Below are 16,028 nucleotides of genomic sequence, written 5' to 3'. Positions count from 1 at the left end.
CAGATAATATCAGCGCTTGGGGCCAACAATAACGGCGGCCCGAAGTGGCTGAACGCTGCCGTAGCGTGAAATTTGGCTGAATACCCGTTTATCCACCGGTAAATACTGTTTGTCTGCTACGGTTTCGCCGTCGTCTGCGTCTATTTCCGGATCGTGTAAATACACAAACTGGTCATCTATGGCGCATACCGTAACCCAGTGGGGCACGCGGCTGCGGTTCAGTTGCCAGGTACTGATCAATATGACTGGTATCTGGCCATTTAGCAGGGCCTGCTCCATGGCTTCCAGCGTCAGCGGATCGTGGTGTAACTGTATATCAGTTTGGCCAATATCGTGCAGGAAGCCTTCATGTACCAATTCCAGAACCCGCTTTTTGTCATCGTTGCGGACGGTGTCCCGGAATAGCGGGCCTTCCGTACTGATCCAGATACTGGCTTCAAAGCCGCGTTTCCATGCCGACAGCGCAAGACCATGGGGGCCGCAGCCGCCATGGCCAGCCAGCATGAAGATTGTGGTGGCCTCACGCCAGATTCTGAGTTCTTCCAGGGTGGTGAGTGATTGCTCCTCATCTAGCGCTGCCATGGCCATAATCAATGCGGCCGGGCCACAGGAAAAGTCAGTGGTTTGCGGATAATAGGGTACGGGCAGGAATTCCTGCGTGGGCTCATAAAACAGGATGCGGCGTTCAAAGCGCAGGGCCGTGCCCTGATCTTCGTAATAGTCCCGATAGGTACCAAACTGCCGATAGCCCAGGCGCTTGTACAGGGCAATGGCGCCGCTGTTGTCTTCCCGAACTTCCAGGCGCATGAGAATGCGGCCTGCTTCTGCTGCCTCTCGTTCTGCTGCCTTTACCAGCTTTTCACCAACACCACGACCGCGCGCTGCTGGCAGCACTGCAATAGAATAGATGCGGGCCATTCGGGTAGCTGCGCTCATCAGGACCAGGCAATAGCCCAGAAGCTCGCTCACGCCCTCATTTTTTGTTTCTGCAACAATCAATCTGTCCCGGGGCATGTCCAGAAAACGCCGAAAGCTTCGGCGGGATAACCTGTCTTCCGTAAAACAGCGATGCTCAAGCTGCAAAAGCGCATTCAGGTCATCACTTGTGGCTTGCCGGAGTTGCAAATCGGACATGTATAAAGCGGCCTTGAGAATATAGGCATGGGGCATGCTGGTAGGCTTCCCGTATGCAGCTATTATGATTGAGAGTAACGAATTGGAAAATACGCTTATTATGAGTAAAAGCACTCATTATCCGTGGATTGTTCCAGCGCCACTGGCGGCGTATTGTTGCGACTTGTTTTCCAGGCAATTATCTCCGGGGAGGAGCGCCTTTAATGTCTCGTTTGCTTATCGTTGTAGACCGCACCAAGGACTGGGCTCCATATTACCCCAGTGAGGATGTACTGACATTTGATCAGTACCTGCAGTTTTCTGCGCCGGCGAATAGCCGCGTGCGTGTAATAAACCTTTGCCAAAGCGCAAAATACCTGAGCCGTGGTTACTACTGTTCTCTGCTGGCTGAAGCCCGTGGACACCATGTGGTTCCATCAGTGATGACGTTGAACGATCTGAGCCGAAAGGGGTTGTTCTCTCTTGAGTTGGAAGAACTCGATGCCAGTGTCGTCAATTGGCTGGAAGCTGCTGGCTCAGCCATTGACCCGGCCAGCGACGAACGTAACGCTACCCATGAGGTCCGGATTCGCACCTACTTCGGGCAAACCGAACATCCGGATCTCAAGCCGGTGGCGCGGGCCTTGTTTGAGCGGTTTCCTTGTCCAATCCTTGAGATTGTGTTCCGGCGCAGGAAAACATGGCAGATAGAATCCATGAAGCCCGCCGCCCCTGCAGATCTTAATGAGGCTGATCAGGATGTTTTTGCCACTGCATTCGATCGCTTCAGCAGCATGGTTTGGCGAAAGCCCAGAACCCGCCGCCGCTATCGCTTTGACCTGGCGATTCTGGTGAATCCGGACGAAGAAATGCCGCCCAGTGATGCGGTGGCGCTGAAACGCTTTGAAAAAGCCGGGCGCAAGCTGGGTATTAATGTGGAGCAGATTACGCGTCGGGATTATATGCGCTTGCCTGAGTACGATGGCCTGTTCATCCGTGAAACCACTGCCATAGATCACCACACCTATCGCTTTGCCCGTAAGGCAGAAGCGGAAGGCTTGGTAGTGATTGACGATCCCGCATCGATCCTGAAATGTACCAACAAAGTTTTTCTGGCTGATTTGCTGAAGAACAATAAAATACCTACACCGAAAACGCTGATTCTCTCAAAAGATCAGAAAGATGCAGTGGAGCAGGTGGTTCAGGAGTTGGGCTTTCCGGCCGTTATCAAAATACCGGATGGCGCGTTCTCCAGGGGGGTGACCAAGGCCGAAGATGAGGCATCCCTAAGGGCAGGGTTGAAAGACTTGTTCCGTCAGTCAGCGTTGGTGTTGGCGCAAGAGTACCTGTACACAGATTACGACTGGCGTATCGGCGTACTGGGCGGGCGGGCTATCTATGCATGTAAATACATGATGGTGAAAGGTCACTGGCAGATCTATCAACATGGCGAATCAGCAAGTGAGAGCGGCGGGTTTGAAACCATGCCCACCTATGAAGTGCCGAGAAATGTTATTCAGGCGGCGTTGAACTCCACCCGACTGATCGGTAACGGGCTCTACGGTGTGGATATCAAACAGTCTGGAAACCGGGTTGCCGTTATTGAAGTTAACGATAACCCGAGTATTGATGCGGGTGTTGAAGACCTGTTTCTCGGCGGCGAACTTTACACGCTGATCATGCAGGAATTCCTTTCCCGAATGGAAGAGAATCGCCGCCGTTAATGGCCTTTAAAGTGAAGGATGCCGGGTGGCCCGTTTACAGGCCGGCCACCCAGATTCTTACACTGCCAAACCAGGGATAAGCTTCCAGATGCTGCCGGACGTTTTCAGGTGTGAAGACCGCCTCCGGGTCCTGCTCATCCAGAAAAATCTCCATATGCAGCTTGTTTCTCAGGTAATGAAGTCTTAGCCGGCTACGCTGTGGGATTTCCCCAAGGTGTTCCGCAATGATGCTTGCCACTTCTGCACGGGAGGGCAGTTGTTCTGTGGTTGCAAACTCATGATCTTCATCGTTCTCGGCATCAATATGAAAGTTGATGTCGAGAATGTTATCCAGAGCGTTGCGCATTCCGGCGACCACTTGCATGCCTATCTGATGGCCTTCGGACACGCTGATTTCAGGGCGCACCACCAAGTGAATATCCAGAAGAATATCCTGCCCCATGCGTCGACTGCGAAGTTCATGTACGTTCAGAACGCCGTCAGTCTCCCGCGCTATGGTTTTCAGCATTTCGGTATCGTCGGGCGATAATCCTGTGTCTACAAGCTCCTGAACGCTGTCCCAGGTAAACTTCCAGCCAATGTGAATAATGATTACCGCAATTGCCACGGCCGCGAGCATATCCAGCCATACAAATCCAAGCATGGCACCGGCGGTTGAAGCCAGAACCACCAGGGAAGAAAGGGCGTCGGTGCGGCTGTGCCAGGCATTGGCGATAATCAAATCCGAGCGGATGGCCAGGCCGACATGCTTGGTGTAGCGGAAAATCCACTCCTTTCCCACTACAGAAATAGCTGCGGCGACCAGCACCGGCCATTCGGGAATGTGGTCAACATCGCCTTCAATCAGCCTGAGGGTGTTTTCCCAGGCAAGGGCTGCACCCACTGCAATCAGGATGCTGCCGAGTACCAGGGTGCCAAAGGTCTCTATGCGCTGATGGCCGTAAGGGTGACAGTCATCGGGTTCCTGGCGGGAGACTTTCATTACGCCCAGCACAACAACGTCGGATGCTACATCCGTAAACGAGTGAATGCCGTCAACCAGAAGAGCTTGGGAATGAAAAAGGGTACCGCCGATGACCTTGATGATTCCAAGGAAGGCATCAAGGATCATTCCTATAATGGTAACCCGGGAAGCTGCTTTCACTTCAACCGCCAGGTTGTCGCGGTTGCGTTGGGCTGGTGAAACGGGCTGTTGCATTGAAAAAAACTCCGAAAATTTCCGCATTCCTGCTTGATTTATACACATCATAGCAGTAGTGCCTTTGAATGACAGTTTGTTCAGAATCTTTTCTATTTTAAGTGAAATTTAAATAACATGTTGAAAATAAAAGAAAAATAAACTGGTTAAAAAATGATCAATCTGTAGATGGGCGCAGGTTGCAAGGGGTAGGCAAGGATGCTCCGCAATTTTCAACAGGGTTATCCACAGATTCCGTGGAAAAGCTCCCAAGAGCCTAAGTATACAGATGTTTAGCACTGTTGTTTTATGTTACCGGGCCGCTGTGGAAAACTTCCGGTATACTCGCGAGCACGTTTTATTGAGGAGCTTTCAGATGTACGGCGTTATCCGCAACCTGCTTTTCCGGTTACCACCCGAACAGGCTCATGCTGTTGCATTAAATGGCCTGGATCTGGCGTATCGCCTGCGCCTGCTGGGTGCTTTTGCACCGAAAACAGAAGCGCTGCCAGTCAATGTGATGGGGCTTGATTTCCCCAACCCGGTGGGGCTTGCAGCAGGGCTGGACAAAAACGCAGATCATCTGGACTCTCTGGGCGCCCTGGGGTTTGGCTTTATTGAAGTTGGAACTGTTACACCACTGGCACAACCGGGTAACCCGAAACCCCGTATGTTCCGCCTGCCAGAGTACCAGGCCATTATTAACCGCATGGGTTTCAATAACGAAGGTCTGGCCCACATGCTGGAGCGAGTAGACAGGCGCAGCTATCGGGGCATTCTCGGGATTAATGTTGGTAAAAACAAAGATACGCCAAATGACGAATCCGAGTCGGATTATCGGAAGGGCATAGCAGCAGTTTATAACCGGGCAGACTACATCACGGTAAACGTATCATCACCGAACACGCCGGGTTTACGGGATCTTCAATTTGGTGATTCACTGAAAGGTCTGCTTCATGCTATTAAGGATGAGCAGCTAAAGTGTCAGAGCCAGCTCGGCCGTTACGTGCCAATTGCCGTTAAAATTGCTCCGGACATGGATGATGCAGGCATAAGGTTTGTGGCCTCCGCTCTGAAAGAAGCCGGGCTGGACGGTGTTATTGCTACAAATACCACCATAAGTCGCGACGCAGTGGCAGGTCATGTCTATGGGGCCGAAGCCGGTGGTCTTAGTGGTGCTCCGGTCAGAGAGGCATCTTTAAGAGTTATCAAGGGGCTGTATGCAGAGCTTGGAGATGACTTACCCATTATTGGTGTGGGTGGTATTACAGATGGTGAGAGTGCAGCTGAAAAGATCCGTGCGGGCGCTAAACTGGTTCAGTTATACACCGGCTTTATCTACCGGGGGCCTGATCTGATCGGAGAGGCTGTTGAGGCGATTCGAAAGCTCAAATAGATAGGCGGGTGCAGAAACGACAGGCGGAAAACAAGGAAGGGCCCGCAATGCGGGCCCTCACGGGGAGTTAACCCCGTTGCGCTCATCAGCGCATGAGACGGGGCGGGAGGCCCCGTATTGGTTGTGCTGAATACTGCGTCAAATTGTGTGACAAAAGATCAGATTAAGAAGTCGGGGTTTAGCAAATATCACGCGGTGGTGACGTTTGCCATTTTGTGGATACCAGAGACGCCAGTCATGCCATCCCATTGATCTGTGCGGCCTTCTCGCCACCCATTCAACCATTCCTGGCGGACTTCTGCCTGGTCGAGCGGACAGCTGTCTTTGGACTTTCCGGACACGCCAGCGAGGTAACCCCGCTTGAATGCACGAGCGTACATATCTCTTTTCTGTCTTTTCATGCCGTTCCTCACTAATGGATTAACAGAACAAGCGTGTACACTTCTGCAGTGGCTTTGGCATGTGGAATCCACTCCGGGATAACCCACTATTGCCAGCTCCAGCCAGAGCAGTCAGGATCCTGTTAACGAAAGGGAGTTACCCTTTCCGAACGACGCGTCACCTACAAGGTAAGCCGAAGTTCGAGCATAAGTACACTATCGTTTTGATCTAACGGTTCGCTTTTTTTGATCTAAATTGAATAAGCGATTATCTGAAACCTAAGAACGCTGCAATTCCCGTGACTTAGCGAGAGTTGCCTAAAGAACCTGGAGTTGAACTTGTCCAAATCTGTATTTTTTGTAAGTTGCCCAAAGGGTGTTGAGTACCTTCTGGCAGACGAGCTCGGCACATTAGGTCTCGGGCTGGTGAGAAACGCACCCGCTGGCGCATGGGTAGAGGGTACGCTTGAGGCCGGATACCGGGCCTGCCTGTGGTCGCGTTTGGCGAACCGGGTGATTCTCCATATTGATGAGGTAGCAGCTACCAGCGCTGACGAACTTTACGATGGCGTTGTCCACCTTGACTGGCAGCAGCACATCCCTGTGGATGGCAGCTTTCGAGTCAACTTCATTGGCGAAAACGAGGAAATCCGTAATACCCAGTTTGGTGCTCAGCGTGTCAAAGACGGAATCGTAGACCGATTTACTATGGGCGGCGGGAAACGCCCTGGCGTTGAAGCAAAAACACCGGATGTAACCGTGTCTGCCCGGTTGCATCGAGGTAAATTGGCATTGGGTATAGACATCAGCGGCCACAGCCTGCACCAGCGCGGCTACCGGACAGAGCAAGGCCTCGCGCCCCTCAAGGAAAACCTTGCTGCTGCTTTGCTGTTGCGTGCGGGCTGGCCTGAAATCGCTGCTGCAGGTGGCGATTTTGTTGATCCAATGTGTGGTTCCGGCACCTTGGTTATTGAAGCCGCCATGATGGCGCTGGATATTGCCCCTGGTCGCCGCCAGGAGCGTTTTGGTTTTGAAAAGTGGTTGGGTCACGAACCCGAAACCTGGCTTTCCCTTCGCCAGGAAGCTGAAAGGCGAGCCTATGAAGGAAAGCAGGGCAGAATACCGAAATTTTCAGGCTTTGATCAGGATGGCAGGGTCATCACGACCGCACGCAATAATGCTCAACGGGCAGGCCTTGATGGGTTACTTGAGTTTCAGGTGCAGCCGATTGAAAAGCTCTCGCTGGGTGAAGATCGGGCAGAAACCGGCCTCGTACTTGTAAACCCTCCTTATGGTGAGCGCTTGAGCGACAGGCAGGCACTGGCCGGTTTATACGAGTCATTAGGTGATGCAGTTAAAGCGGCCGCATCAGGATGGCGTCTGGGCGTGTTTACGGGTGCTCCGGAGTTCGGCAAGTCCATCGGCCTGCGCAGTTTCAAGCAGTACAAGTTGTTTAACGGCAAACTGCCAGCACAACTGCTTCTGTTCGCCATTGACGAGGCGAGTGTACGCACGCCTCGTGAGCCCGGATTACCGGGTGAAGTTCTGCCACGCATCGCGAATGAAGAGCGTGCAGCCATGCTGAGAAACCGCCTGAAGAAAAATATGAAGACCATTGGGCAGTGGGCTCGTAAGCAAAATATTGGCTGTTACCGCCTGTACGATGCGGATATGCCAGAGTATGCGCTGGCGATCGATATGTATGAGGGCAGGGTGCATGTGCAGGAATACGTTGCACCCAAATCCATTGATGAGCGTTCTGCGCGGGAACGCCTGGCTGAAGCACTGGCAGTGATTCCGGAGGCTCTGGGTATTGAGCGGGATCAAATGGTGTGCAAGCAGCGGCAGCGTCAGGCTGGCGTTAGCCAGTACGAAAAGCAGGATGCCAGCGGCGAGTTCTTTCAGGTGCAGGAACACGGTGTCACCCTCAAGGTGAACCTCAAGGATTATCTTGATACCGGGCTATTCCTCGATCATCGCCCTGTGCGCCATTGGATCCAGCAGAATGCTCAGGGTAAGCGTTTCCTGAACCTGTTCTGTTATACCGGTGCTGCGACTGTTCATGCGGTTGCTGGCGGTGCCAGTCGCTCCCTGAGCCTGGATTTGTCTAATACGTATGTTGGCTGGGCTCAGGACAATCTGAGGTTGAACGCGGCAGACCCAAGGAAGCACAAGGTAGAACAGACTGATTGTCTGGCGTGGTTGGCTGCAAAACCCAGACCCGATCAGGTTTACGATTTGATCTTTATGGACCCGCCAACCTTTTCCAACTCCGCCCGTATGGCGGGTGTATTGGATGTTCAGAAGGATCACGGAAAATTGATCCGGCAGGCCATGGCAAGGTTGAGTTCAGACGGCTTACTGATTTTTTCCAATAACTTCCGACGCTTCAAGCTTGATGAAAATCTGGCCAAAGAATTTGAGGTTGAAGAGGTGAGTGCCAGCACTCTGGATAAGGATTTCCAGAGAAATGCACGGATTCACCGGTGCTGGCATATTCGCCAAAGTGCTTAGTGTTTGCGGCCGGTCACGCTCTTACGCTTTAGAACTCGTATTTGAGGCCGGTAGAGAACTGGAAGATATTGGCATCGGTGCCAGTATCTTTTGACAGCTTTCCGCCTTCAAAAACAAGATAGGTATCGCTGAGTACTTCGACATCCAGGCCTACTACCCAGCCTATGCCAAAACTGCTGTCCGGGAAATCGCCCTCCAGTTCACGGAATTGGGCGTTGCGGGGATCGCCCGGATTGCGAAGCTCTGCGGTTCCTTGAATATACGAGAATCCCGCCTGGCCATAGATATTGGCGTAGCTGGTAACGGGGTAGTGCAGGCCAATATACCAACTGGCAAAGTAATCGATTGAAAGGCTCAGGTCACTGCCTGGCACCTCAGCATCCCGAAAGCCGCTCCCTGCCCGAACCTCTGCGTGAAACAAATCGCTGAGGTGGCCCCCGACTACCAGCGTTCCGCCGCTACCTGTGGCTTCCTCTTTGGATGTCGTGCCAATGGAACGATGATTGAACGCAGTTACCAGAAGGCCAACGTAATGTTTGTCCTCACGGGGCGTTTCCTGCGCCAGGGTAGCCTGGGTGTAGAGCATGCAAGCAGGCACCAGTGAGAGGATCAGATGCGATCGAACAACATTATTCATTAGTAACGGATTTCCTGACGTGAGCGGTTAGGGGCTGAGTTTGCCTTGTGTAACCGATTGTTACGTCGACCCGTGTCACAGTTTAGTCTTCCTCAAACAGGCCGTGTTCCTGAGCCATCAATAACAGGGCGTACACGCCGTTTTCCGGCAGTTGTGGCTCCAGACTTTCTTCAAACAGCAACTGGCGCCGGCGATCTTCCAGAGCGTCGCTGTCCATGCCAGTAATCAGGTCTGTAATCGGTGCGATCTCGAACGGGGCTTCTTGCTCCATCGCGGTAAAAATAAGATCAATCAGGATTTCGTCCGGATCCAGGCCGTCTACGTATACGGTCTGATCGGGCAAGTCTTGGTGCAGTTCATGAACAAGCTCGATTAATGGCACGCCCTGTTCTGCCAGGTAGTCCAGATCGATGTCGCCCAGGTCGCCGTCTTCCGGTAGCCATTCATCCACAGGAGCTATTACCACGGTCTTCATCTGACCATCTTCCAGCGACCAGGCCATTGCAATTGGAAACAGGGCATCTTCGGTCTGGCAGTACTCGATATCGAGAAATCTTGGTGTCGACATGGCAGGCTCCTTTTAGTGGCTGGCAATCAGTGGGTTCAAGGTTCTAGCGCAGGCGATTAATGTCTGTTGGTCAGGTATGAGGTATCAAGGCTTCATGCCATACTATTGCAATCCATACCATTCTATCAGGGACACCATGGAACAAGCTGAATTCAACAAAGATTTACTGAAATTTCTGAACGCCTCGCCGACGCCTTGGCATGCTGTGGCAACCATGAAAACAAGGCTGGATGCCGCCGGCTTCAAAGAGCTGGATGAAAAAGAAGACTGGTCTCTTGGCAGGAATTGCAGTTATTACGTTATCCGCAACGGGTCCTCTATTGTCGCTTTCCGCACCGGGGCAAACGATGCAGTAACATCGGGTATCCGCATGGTTGGCGCTCATACCGACAGCCCGTGCCTGAAAGTTAAACCCAACCCCGAGCTGCGCCGAAAAGGCTATTATCAGCTGGGTGTAGAGGTTTACGGAGGCGTTCTGATGAATCCCTGGTTTGACCGCGATTTGTCGTTGGCCGGCAGGGTGACGTTTCTCGATGGCCAGGGCAAGGTCGTGGATACGCTGGTAGATTTCCGCAAACCGGTGGCCTTTATTCCCAGTCTCGCAATTCACCTGGACAGAGAAGCCAACACCAAGCGCACGGTGAATGCTCAGACGGATCTTCCGCCGGTACTGATGCAGGTGGCTGAAGACGATGCTACCAGCTTTAACGAGCTGTTGGGGCAGCAGATAGCCAGTGAGTCCGGACTCAAGGTACGCAAGGTTCTTGGCTACGAGTTGGGCTTTTATGATGCCCAGGAAGCAGGTTTTGTGGGCCTCCGAGAGGATTTCATTGCATCCGCCCGGCTGGATAACCTGCTGAGTTGTTACATTGGCTTGCAATCGTTGTTGAACACCTCGGGTGATGAGGCTGCACTGCTAGTGTGTAACGATCACGAAGAGGTGGGCAGCGTATCCTCCGAAGGTGCTCAAGGGCCATTTTTGACTGCGGTTCTTGATCGCTGGTGTGGCGCCGGCAAGGCAAAGGCCATTGCACACTCCATGATGATTTCAGCCGACAATGCCCATGGTGTTCACCCCAACTTCATCGACAAGCACGACGAAAACCATGGCCCCATTCTGAACCAGGGCCCGGTCATCAAGGTGAACCACAACCAGCGTTACGCAACCAACAGTCGTTCAGCCGCCGTTTACCGGCATATCAGTGATGAGCTGGGTTTGCCGCACCAGAGCTTTGTGGTGCGCAGTGATATGGGCTGTGGCAGCACCATTGGTCCGCTGACGGCTGCAAACCTGGGCGTAACCACGCTGGATATTGGCGTGCCGCAGTTTGGCATGCACTCGATTCGTGAGCTGATTGGTACTGAGGATGGTTTTACACTGTTTCGGGTATTGACCGAGTTCATGCAGCGCAAGCAGGTATTCTGAAGATTTTTGTACGTCTGAAATGAAAAATGCCGCTGCTTCATACGAAGCAGCGGCATTTCGGAATAAGTGGCTCCCCGAGCTGGGCTCGAACCAGCGACAAACGGATTAACAGTCCGTTGCTCTACCAACTGAGCTATCGGGGAACAGCATCAAGTCGGGCGGCATAGTAGTCGCTTTGAATTACCGGGTCAACCCCCTGATATAAAAGGTCAAAATTTGTACCGCAGTATGGCTCACCAATACCGCCCTCCAGCCTGGCTTCGCAGTGGCCATGTTCAATCCGTGTGGCCGGCGTTGTTTCGCAAGGTACACCTGCAGGATCCGGTAGCGGAAGTGCTCGCAACGGATGACAAAGATGAGTTGCATCTGGACTGGTACCGACAGGGCAGCGGGCGCTTGGCTGTCATTTCACACGGCCTGGAAGGGCACAGCCGAAGGCCATATGTGAGAGGGCTGGCCAGGGCGCTTTTGGCCGAAGGCTGGGATGTTTTAGCCTGGAACTTCCGCTCCTGTGGCGGCGTGATGAATCATCAGCCAAGGTTTTATCACAGTGGTGCCACCGAAGACCTGCGACGGGTTGTCGATCATGGTCTGGCACAAGGTTATCAAACAGTGTTTCTTTCCGGTTTCAGTATGGGAGGTAACCTTACGCTGTTGTATCTGGGTGAGCAGAGTGAGCGCGTTGACAGCAGAATCTGTGGCGCAGTGGCGTACTCAGTTCCCTGTGATTTGGCGGGCAGTGCAGACAAACTGGCATTGCCCAGTCGGAAGATCTATATGCAGCGGTTTTTGAAGGATCTTCGCGTAAAAATGGCTGAAAAAGCGCAAAAGTTCCCCGATCTTATTGATGTGTCCGGTTTTGAATCAATCCGGAGTTTTCATGACTTTGATGAGCGCTATACCGCACCACTGCACGGATTCAAGAGCGCTGAGGATTATTGGGAGCAGTGCTCTGCATTGGGCAAGCTGAGGCATATCCGGGTGCCGGCGCTGATGATTAATGCCGCTGACGATCCGTTTTTATCACCCGCGTGTTTCCCGGAGTCGCCATCCGTACTTGGTGCCCACGTGAGCATGGACGCACCCAAGTGGGGCGGTCATGTGGGGTTCGTGGAGCATGGACATGGCGGCTTCTATTGGTCTGAGCGCCGGGCACTGGCATTTTTGCAAGGTGTGGTGTGAACTGCGTTACTGAAGCAAAGGTTTGAGCACCGGCCATACGTTGTCAAGGAGTATGGGTTGGGCTTCGGCGGTGGGGTGAATGCCATCGCGCTGCATCAGGTTCTTTTGATCGTAGATATTGTCGAGAAAAAAGGGAACCAGAGCGGTGTTGTAGCTGGCTGACAGCGCTGGGAAGATGTCAGCAAACATTTGTGTGTAGCGCTGGCCGTAGTTGGGAGGTATTTGTATTCCTATCAGAATGGCGCGGGCGCCAGCGTTCTGAACATGCCCAACCATGGTTGCGAGGTTGGATTTGATTACATTGGGTGGAAAACCCCGCAGGCCATCGTTACCACCCAGCTCGATAATCACCACGGAGGGGCTATTCTTTTCCAGCAGCTCAGGCAGGCGGCGAACACCGCCATCGGTTGTTTCGCCGCTGATGCTGGCATTTATTACGCGCCAGTTGCCAAGGCCGTTGTTTTGTAAGCGCTCACGCAAGAGTTGTACCCAGGCGGTTTCTGTTGGCACGCCGTAGGCAGCGCTGAGGCTGTCACCCACAATCAGAAGCGTTTGCTGGCTGGCCATCACAGGCACGGCAATGAATGCCAGCAGAATGAATACGATCGATCTTGAATACAGCAGCACTTTATACATAAACAATCCGTATACCTTGATAAATGAACGTGCTTTTTCCGGGAGCCCCGTAAACAAAATGCAGACTACAAACTCCGATAGCCAGCGCCCGATGTTGCGTGTTGAAAACCTGACTCACCGCGTAAGCCTGGAAACAGATACGCTGACGATATTGAAGGCGGTCAGCCTTGAAATCAATCGGGGAGAATCCGTAGCCATTGTCGGCCGCTCCGGTTCCGGAAAAACAACCCTCCTTGGACTACTTGCCGGCCTTGATACACCTACCGAAGGTACTGTGGAGCTCGATGGCGCCATTATAAGCCGGTTAAGTGAAGATGAGCGGGCCCAATTGCGTGCTCATCGGGTGGGATTCGTATTTCAGTCATTCCAGTTGCTGCCGGCGTTGACCGCTTTGGAAAACGTGATGCTGCCACTGGAGTTGGCAGGTATGGAAGCGCCGGAAAAGCGTGCCCGTGAATTGCTTGAGCGGGTTGGGCTTGGTGAGCGGCTTACCCATACCCCTCGGCAGCTATCTGGCGGTGAACAGCAGCGGGTGGCCATTGCCAGGGCCTTTGCCTCTGACCCGGCCATCCTGTTTGCCGATGAGCCGACTGGCAACCTGGATAACCGCACGGGGCAGGAAATCTCTGATTTGCTGATGGCGTTGAATCAGGAGCAGGGCACCACACTGGTGATGGTTACCCACGATGAACAGCTGGCGGCGCGCTGCTCCCGGCAATTTCATATTGAGGCGGGCGAGTTGACTGAGCCAGTTGCTCAGGTGGAGCTTGCACACTGATGGCTGCTGCAAAAAAGCTCATGTCGGTGCGCCGAGACTGGCGAGAGAGAGATGTGCGAGTGGTGCTTGCGGCGCTTATTATTGCCGTCGCTACGGTAGCCACCATTGCCCTGTTTGCCAGCCAGTTGCAACGCACCCTGGTGTCTTCTGCCAGTTCATTCCTGGCAGCAGACAGGCAACTCGAAGCTGAAAACGGCCGCCCCGTGCCCGAGCCCTGGATTACTGAAGCCATGGATCGCGGGTTGGAAACAGGCCGCATGGTGGAGTTCTCCACCATGGTGTTTGGTAGCGATGCCTTTCAGCTTGTGTCGGTAAAAGCGGTCAGCAACGAGTACCCGTTGCGTGGCGAGCTTGAGATCCAGGGGCCGTCAGAAGGTTCGCGGGTTCAAGTGCAAAATGGCCCGGCGCCGGGCGAAGTGTGGATCAACCCCAGGCTTTTGAGGCTGTTGGATATTCAGGTTGGCGATACCCTCGAAGTCGGTAGCCGCAAGCTGACAGTGTCGGGCCTGGTGCTGCGGGAGCCGGACGGCGGGTTTAGCCTCTCTGCACTGGCACCCCGAGTGATGATGCACGTGGACGACGTGGCGTCGACCGGCGTTCTGCAGGAAGGTAGCCGGGTAAAATACGTTTACCTCTTTGCCGGCGAAGAAGCATCTCTCGAACGCTATTATCAATGGCTGCAACCTCAACTGGAGCCCAGTCATGAGTGGGAAGGCGTGCGCGACGGTGAAACCTTTTCACGTTCGCTTGATCGCGCTGAGAGCTTCCTGCTGTTAGGCGGCAGCCTTGCGGTCTTATTGGCCGCTGTGGCGGTGGCTGTTGCCAGCCGACAGTACGCACTTTCTCAACGCGACACCGTGGCACTACTCAAAACCCTGGGCCTTGGCAGTTCCGGAATCGGCCGGCTTTACCTCAAGCGGCTTGCGCTCTGGGGTGTGACTGGTATGGTCGGCGGCCTTCTGGTGGCCTTGCCGCTGTTCTGGATACTCACCCGATTACTCAGTGAAGCATTGGAAAGGCCGGTGCCGTTTCAGCTGGATTCAGCGGCACTCACGCCAGCGCTTTTAACGGCGGTCGTTTCATTGTTTGCCTTTGCATACCCACCTATCAGGCGGCTCAGAAACGTGCCGGCCATGCGCGTATTGCGCAGCCAGCCGGGCGAAACAGGGCGCGAAGCACTGCCTGACATGCTGATTGCTATTGTGGCCGTGTTTGGCTTGGTGTGGCTGTATGCGGGTGAAGTGTCTTTGGTGATTTCCCTTCTGGGAGGCCTTGCCTTGCTGTTGGGTGCTTTGGGCGTACTGGGTTGGGTGCTTGTGGCAACCCTTAGAAAGGTTCGAGGTGGCGGGCATGCCTGGCGCCTGGCGTTGGTTGGATTGTACCGGCATCGCCGTGCCAGCTTGTCGCAAATTGCCGTATTTGCCATGACGCTCATGCTGGCAACAACACTGATTCTGGTGCGCACCTCCTTGCTGGACGACTGGCAAGCTCAGCTTCCAGACGATGCGCCAAATCACTTTCTGATCAACATTGCTCCAGAGGCAGTGGATGAGGTTGCCGCCTACTGGGAAGAGCGTGGTCAGCCTCTGGACCAGCTATACCCCATGGTGCGTGGGCGGTTTACCGAACTGAACGGTCAGCCGGTAAAAGAAGTTGTGAGCAAGGACCAGCGGGTAGGGGCCCTTAACAGGGAACTGAACCTTACCTGGATGCCCTCGCTACCGGCTGACAACGTTATTGTGGAAGGCAGTTGGTTCGAGGAAGGCCAAACCGACGGTGTCTCCGTGGAGGCAGATCTGGCGGCCGCGCTTGATTTGGCGCTGGGTGATGAACTCACGTTCACCATTGGCTCCGACAAGGTCAACGCAACGGTCACCAGCATTCGCACGGTTCAGTGGGACAGCATGAAGCCCAACTTCTATATGGCGTTTCCTCCGGGCGGGGCTCTCACCAATATGCCCGCCACCTGGATAACCAGCTTTCATCTGCCAAGAGACCGTAAAAGCGAGCTGAATGAGTTTTCCCGGCGTTTCCCGACAGTGTCGCTGCTGGAAATCGACAATATTATTGAACGCATACAGGAAATTGTGCGGCAGGTTACCCAGGCCATAGAGGCGATTCTGGTGTTGATACTGGCAGCAGCCCTGGTGGTGATGGCTGCGGTAGTCAGCGCTACGCTTCAGGATCGGCAACGGGAAGGCGCACTTTTGCGCACCCTTGGCGGTCGTCAGAGCCTGTTGGTGCGCAGCACTATGCTGGAGTTTGCCTTGCTTGGTGGCTTTGCAGGCATTCTTGGGGTGGCAGCGGCAGAAGCGGCGGTATGGGCGTTACAGTTCCGGATGTTTGAGGGCGCCTTCAGCTGGCACTGGCAAGTTGTTCTACCTATACCGATAATCAGTGCAGTGGTGCTTTCACTGTTTGGGCGCTGGCAACTTCGGCCAGTGTTGAGTGTTTCGCCTATGCTACTGCTAAGGCGCCTCGAGTGAGGTGATGCCTC

The 16,028-nt window shown here is 53.8% G+C and carries 13 protein-coding genes and 1 tRNA gene; 7 read left to right on the top strand and 7 right to left on the bottom strand.

What is annotated here, in order from left to right; all coding sequences use genetic code 11:
* Window positions 1–9 precede the first annotated feature (9 nt).
* A complete protein-coding gene (locus tag RKA07_RS08475) occupies window positions 10–1,134 on the bottom strand; it encodes a GNAT family N-acetyltransferase/peptidase C39 family protein (RefSeq protein WP_200204554.1) in 1,125 nt (374 codons plus the stop codon).
* Window positions 1,135–1,337: 203 nt separating this feature from the next.
* On the opposite strand from RKA07_RS08475, the gene RKA07_RS08470 reads away from it, so the two are divergent.
* A complete protein-coding gene (locus RKA07_RS08470) occupies window positions 1,338–2,837 on the top strand; it encodes a RimK family ATP-grasp domain-containing protein (protein ID WP_200371097.1) in 1,500 nt (499 codons plus the stop codon).
* Between the two features lie 34 nt (window positions 2,838–2,871).
* Here RKA07_RS08470 and RKA07_RS08465 read toward each other — a convergent pair whose 3' ends face one another.
* The gene (locus RKA07_RS08465) at window positions 2,872–4,035 is read right to left on the bottom strand and encodes a cation diffusion facilitator family transporter (RefSeq protein WP_200204381.1); all 1,164 of its coding nucleotides are present in this window, start codon (window positions 4,033–4,035) and stop codon (window positions 2,872–2,874) included.
* Between the two features lie 355 nt (window positions 4,036–4,390).
* Between RKA07_RS08465 and RKA07_RS08460 the strand changes: the two genes are divergently transcribed.
* The gene (locus tag RKA07_RS08460; RefSeq protein WP_310966109.1) at window positions 4,391–5,410 is read left to right on the top strand and encodes a quinone-dependent dihydroorotate dehydrogenase; all 1,020 of its coding nucleotides are present in this window, start codon (window positions 4,391–4,393) and stop codon (window positions 5,408–5,410) included.
* Window positions 5,411–5,598: 188 nt separating this feature from the next.
* Here the strand turns inward: RKA07_RS08460 and rmf are convergent, their stop codons facing one another.
* On the bottom strand, window positions 5,599–5,811 hold the full coding sequence (rmf, locus tag RKA07_RS08455) for a ribosome modulation factor (protein ID WP_200204386.1): 213 nt from the start codon (window positions 5,809–5,811) through the stop codon (window positions 5,599–5,601).
* 318 nt (window positions 5,812–6,129) lie between these two features.
* Here rmf and rlmKL point away from each other — a divergent pair, with 318 nt between their 5' ends.
* The gene (gene rlmKL / locus RKA07_RS08450; protein ID WP_310966108.1) at window positions 6,130–8,304 is read left to right on the top strand and encodes a bifunctional 23S rRNA (guanine(2069)-N(7))-methyltransferase RlmK/23S rRNA (guanine(2445)-N(2))-methyltransferase RlmL; all 2,175 of its coding nucleotides are present in this window, start codon (window positions 6,130–6,132) and stop codon (window positions 8,302–8,304) included.
* 28 nt (window positions 8,305–8,332) lie between these two features.
* Here rlmKL and RKA07_RS08445 read toward each other — a convergent pair whose 3' ends face one another.
* Together RKA07_RS08445 and RKA07_RS08440 are read right to left on the bottom strand one after the other, a co-directional pair.
* Window positions 8,333–8,941 carry an outer membrane beta-barrel protein gene (locus tag RKA07_RS08445; RefSeq protein ID WP_200204399.1) on the bottom strand — a complete coding sequence of 203 codons (609 nt, stop codon included), beginning with the start codon at window positions 8,939–8,941 and terminating at the stop codon, window positions 8,333–8,335.
* Window positions 8,942–9,023: 82 nt separating this feature from the next.
* The gene (locus RKA07_RS08440; protein ID WP_200204402.1) at window positions 9,024–9,509 is read right to left on the bottom strand and encodes a hypothetical protein; all 486 of its coding nucleotides are present in this window, start codon (window positions 9,507–9,509) and stop codon (window positions 9,024–9,026) included.
* A gap of 136 nt (window positions 9,510–9,645) precedes the next feature.
* Between RKA07_RS08440 and RKA07_RS08435 the strand changes: the two genes are divergently transcribed.
* Window positions 9,646–10,935, top strand: a complete 1,290-nt coding sequence (locus RKA07_RS08435; RefSeq protein WP_310966107.1) for a M18 family aminopeptidase — start codon at window positions 9,646–9,648, stop codon at window positions 10,933–10,935.
* Window positions 10,936–11,002: 67 nt separating this feature from the next.
* Here RKA07_RS08435 and RKA07_RS08430 read toward each other — a convergent pair.
* Window positions 11,003–11,078 (bottom strand) — tRNA-Asn (locus RKA07_RS08430).
* Window positions 11,079–11,151: 73 nt separating this feature from the next.
* Between RKA07_RS08430 and RKA07_RS08425 the strand changes: the two genes are divergently transcribed.
* Window positions 11,152–12,117, top strand: coding sequence for a YheT family hydrolase (locus RKA07_RS08425; protein WP_353962137.1), 966 nt, complete (start codon window positions 11,152–11,154; stop codon window positions 12,115–12,117).
* 6 nt (window positions 12,118–12,123) lie between these two features.
* On the opposite strand, the gene RKA07_RS08420 is transcribed toward RKA07_RS08425, so the two are convergent.
* A complete protein-coding gene (locus RKA07_RS08420; protein ID WP_310966106.1) occupies window positions 12,124–12,753 on the bottom strand; it encodes an arylesterase in 630 nt (209 codons plus the stop codon).
* Between the two features lie 58 nt (window positions 12,754–12,811).
* On the opposite strand from RKA07_RS08420, the gene RKA07_RS08415 reads away from it, so the two are divergent.
* Window positions 12,812–13,531 (top strand): ABC transporter ATP-binding protein, encoded by a 720-nt coding sequence (locus tag RKA07_RS08415; RefSeq protein WP_265092139.1) that lies wholly within the window; start codon window positions 12,812–12,814, stop codon window positions 13,529–13,531.
* Complete coding sequence (locus RKA07_RS08410; RefSeq protein WP_310966105.1) at window positions 13,531–16,017, top strand: ABC transporter permease; 2,487 nt, start codon at window positions 13,531–13,533, stop codon at window positions 16,015–16,017. Before RKA07_RS08415 ends, RKA07_RS08410 begins: the two co-directional genes overlap by 1 nt.
* The last annotated feature ends 11 nt before the right edge of the window (window positions 16,018–16,028 follow it).

It is taken from the genome of Marinobacter xiaoshiensis, assembly GCF_031631795.1.
GTDB classification, from domain to species: domain Bacteria; phylum Pseudomonadota; class Gammaproteobacteria; order Pseudomonadales; family Oleiphilaceae; genus Marinobacter; species Marinobacter xiaoshiensis.
The sequence above is the reverse complement of the archived record's forward strand: the minus strand, read 5'-3'. Positions and strand labels throughout refer to the sequence as shown.

Excerpts from the sequence above, each read along its gene's own strand:
- rmf (WP_200204386.1), bottom strand. The coding sequence starts at position 5,811 with ATGAAAAGACAGAAAAGAGATATGTACGCTCGTGCATTCAAGCGGGGT.
- RKA07_RS08410 (WP_310966105.1), top strand. The coding sequence starts at position 13,531 with ATGGCTGCTGCAAAAAAGCTCATGTCGGTGCGCCGAGACTGGCGAGAG.
- RKA07_RS08445 (WP_200204399.1), bottom strand. The coding sequence starts at position 8,941 with ATGAATAATGTTGTTCGATCGCATCTGATCCTCTCACTGGTGCCTGCT.
- RKA07_RS08460 (WP_310966109.1), top strand. The coding sequence starts at position 4,391 with ATGTACGGCGTTATCCGCAACCTGCTTTTCCGGTTACCACCCGAACAG.
- RKA07_RS08415 (WP_265092139.1), top strand. The coding sequence starts at position 12,812 with ATGCAGACTACAAACTCCGATAGCCAGCGCCCGATGTTGCGTGTTGAA.
- RKA07_RS08440 (WP_200204402.1), bottom strand. The coding sequence starts at position 9,509 with ATGTCGACACCAAGATTTCTCGATATCGAGTACTGCCAGACCGAAGAT.
- RKA07_RS08465 (WP_200204381.1), bottom strand. The coding sequence starts at position 4,035 with ATGCAACAGCCCGTTTCACCAGCCCAACGCAACCGCGACAACCTGGCG.
- RKA07_RS08420 (WP_310966106.1), bottom strand. The coding sequence starts at position 12,753 with ATGTATAAAGTGCTGCTGTATTCAAGATCGATCGTATTCATTCTGCTG.
- RKA07_RS08470 (WP_200371097.1), top strand. The coding sequence starts at position 1,338 with ATGTCTCGTTTGCTTATCGTTGTAGACCGCACCAAGGACTGGGCTCCA.
- RKA07_RS08435 (WP_310966107.1), top strand. The coding sequence starts at position 9,646 with ATGGAACAAGCTGAATTCAACAAAGATTTACTGAAATTTCTGAACGCC.
- RKA07_RS08475 (WP_200204554.1), bottom strand. The coding sequence starts at position 1,134 with ATGTCCGATTTGCAACTCCGGCAAGCCACAAGTGATGACCTGAATGCG.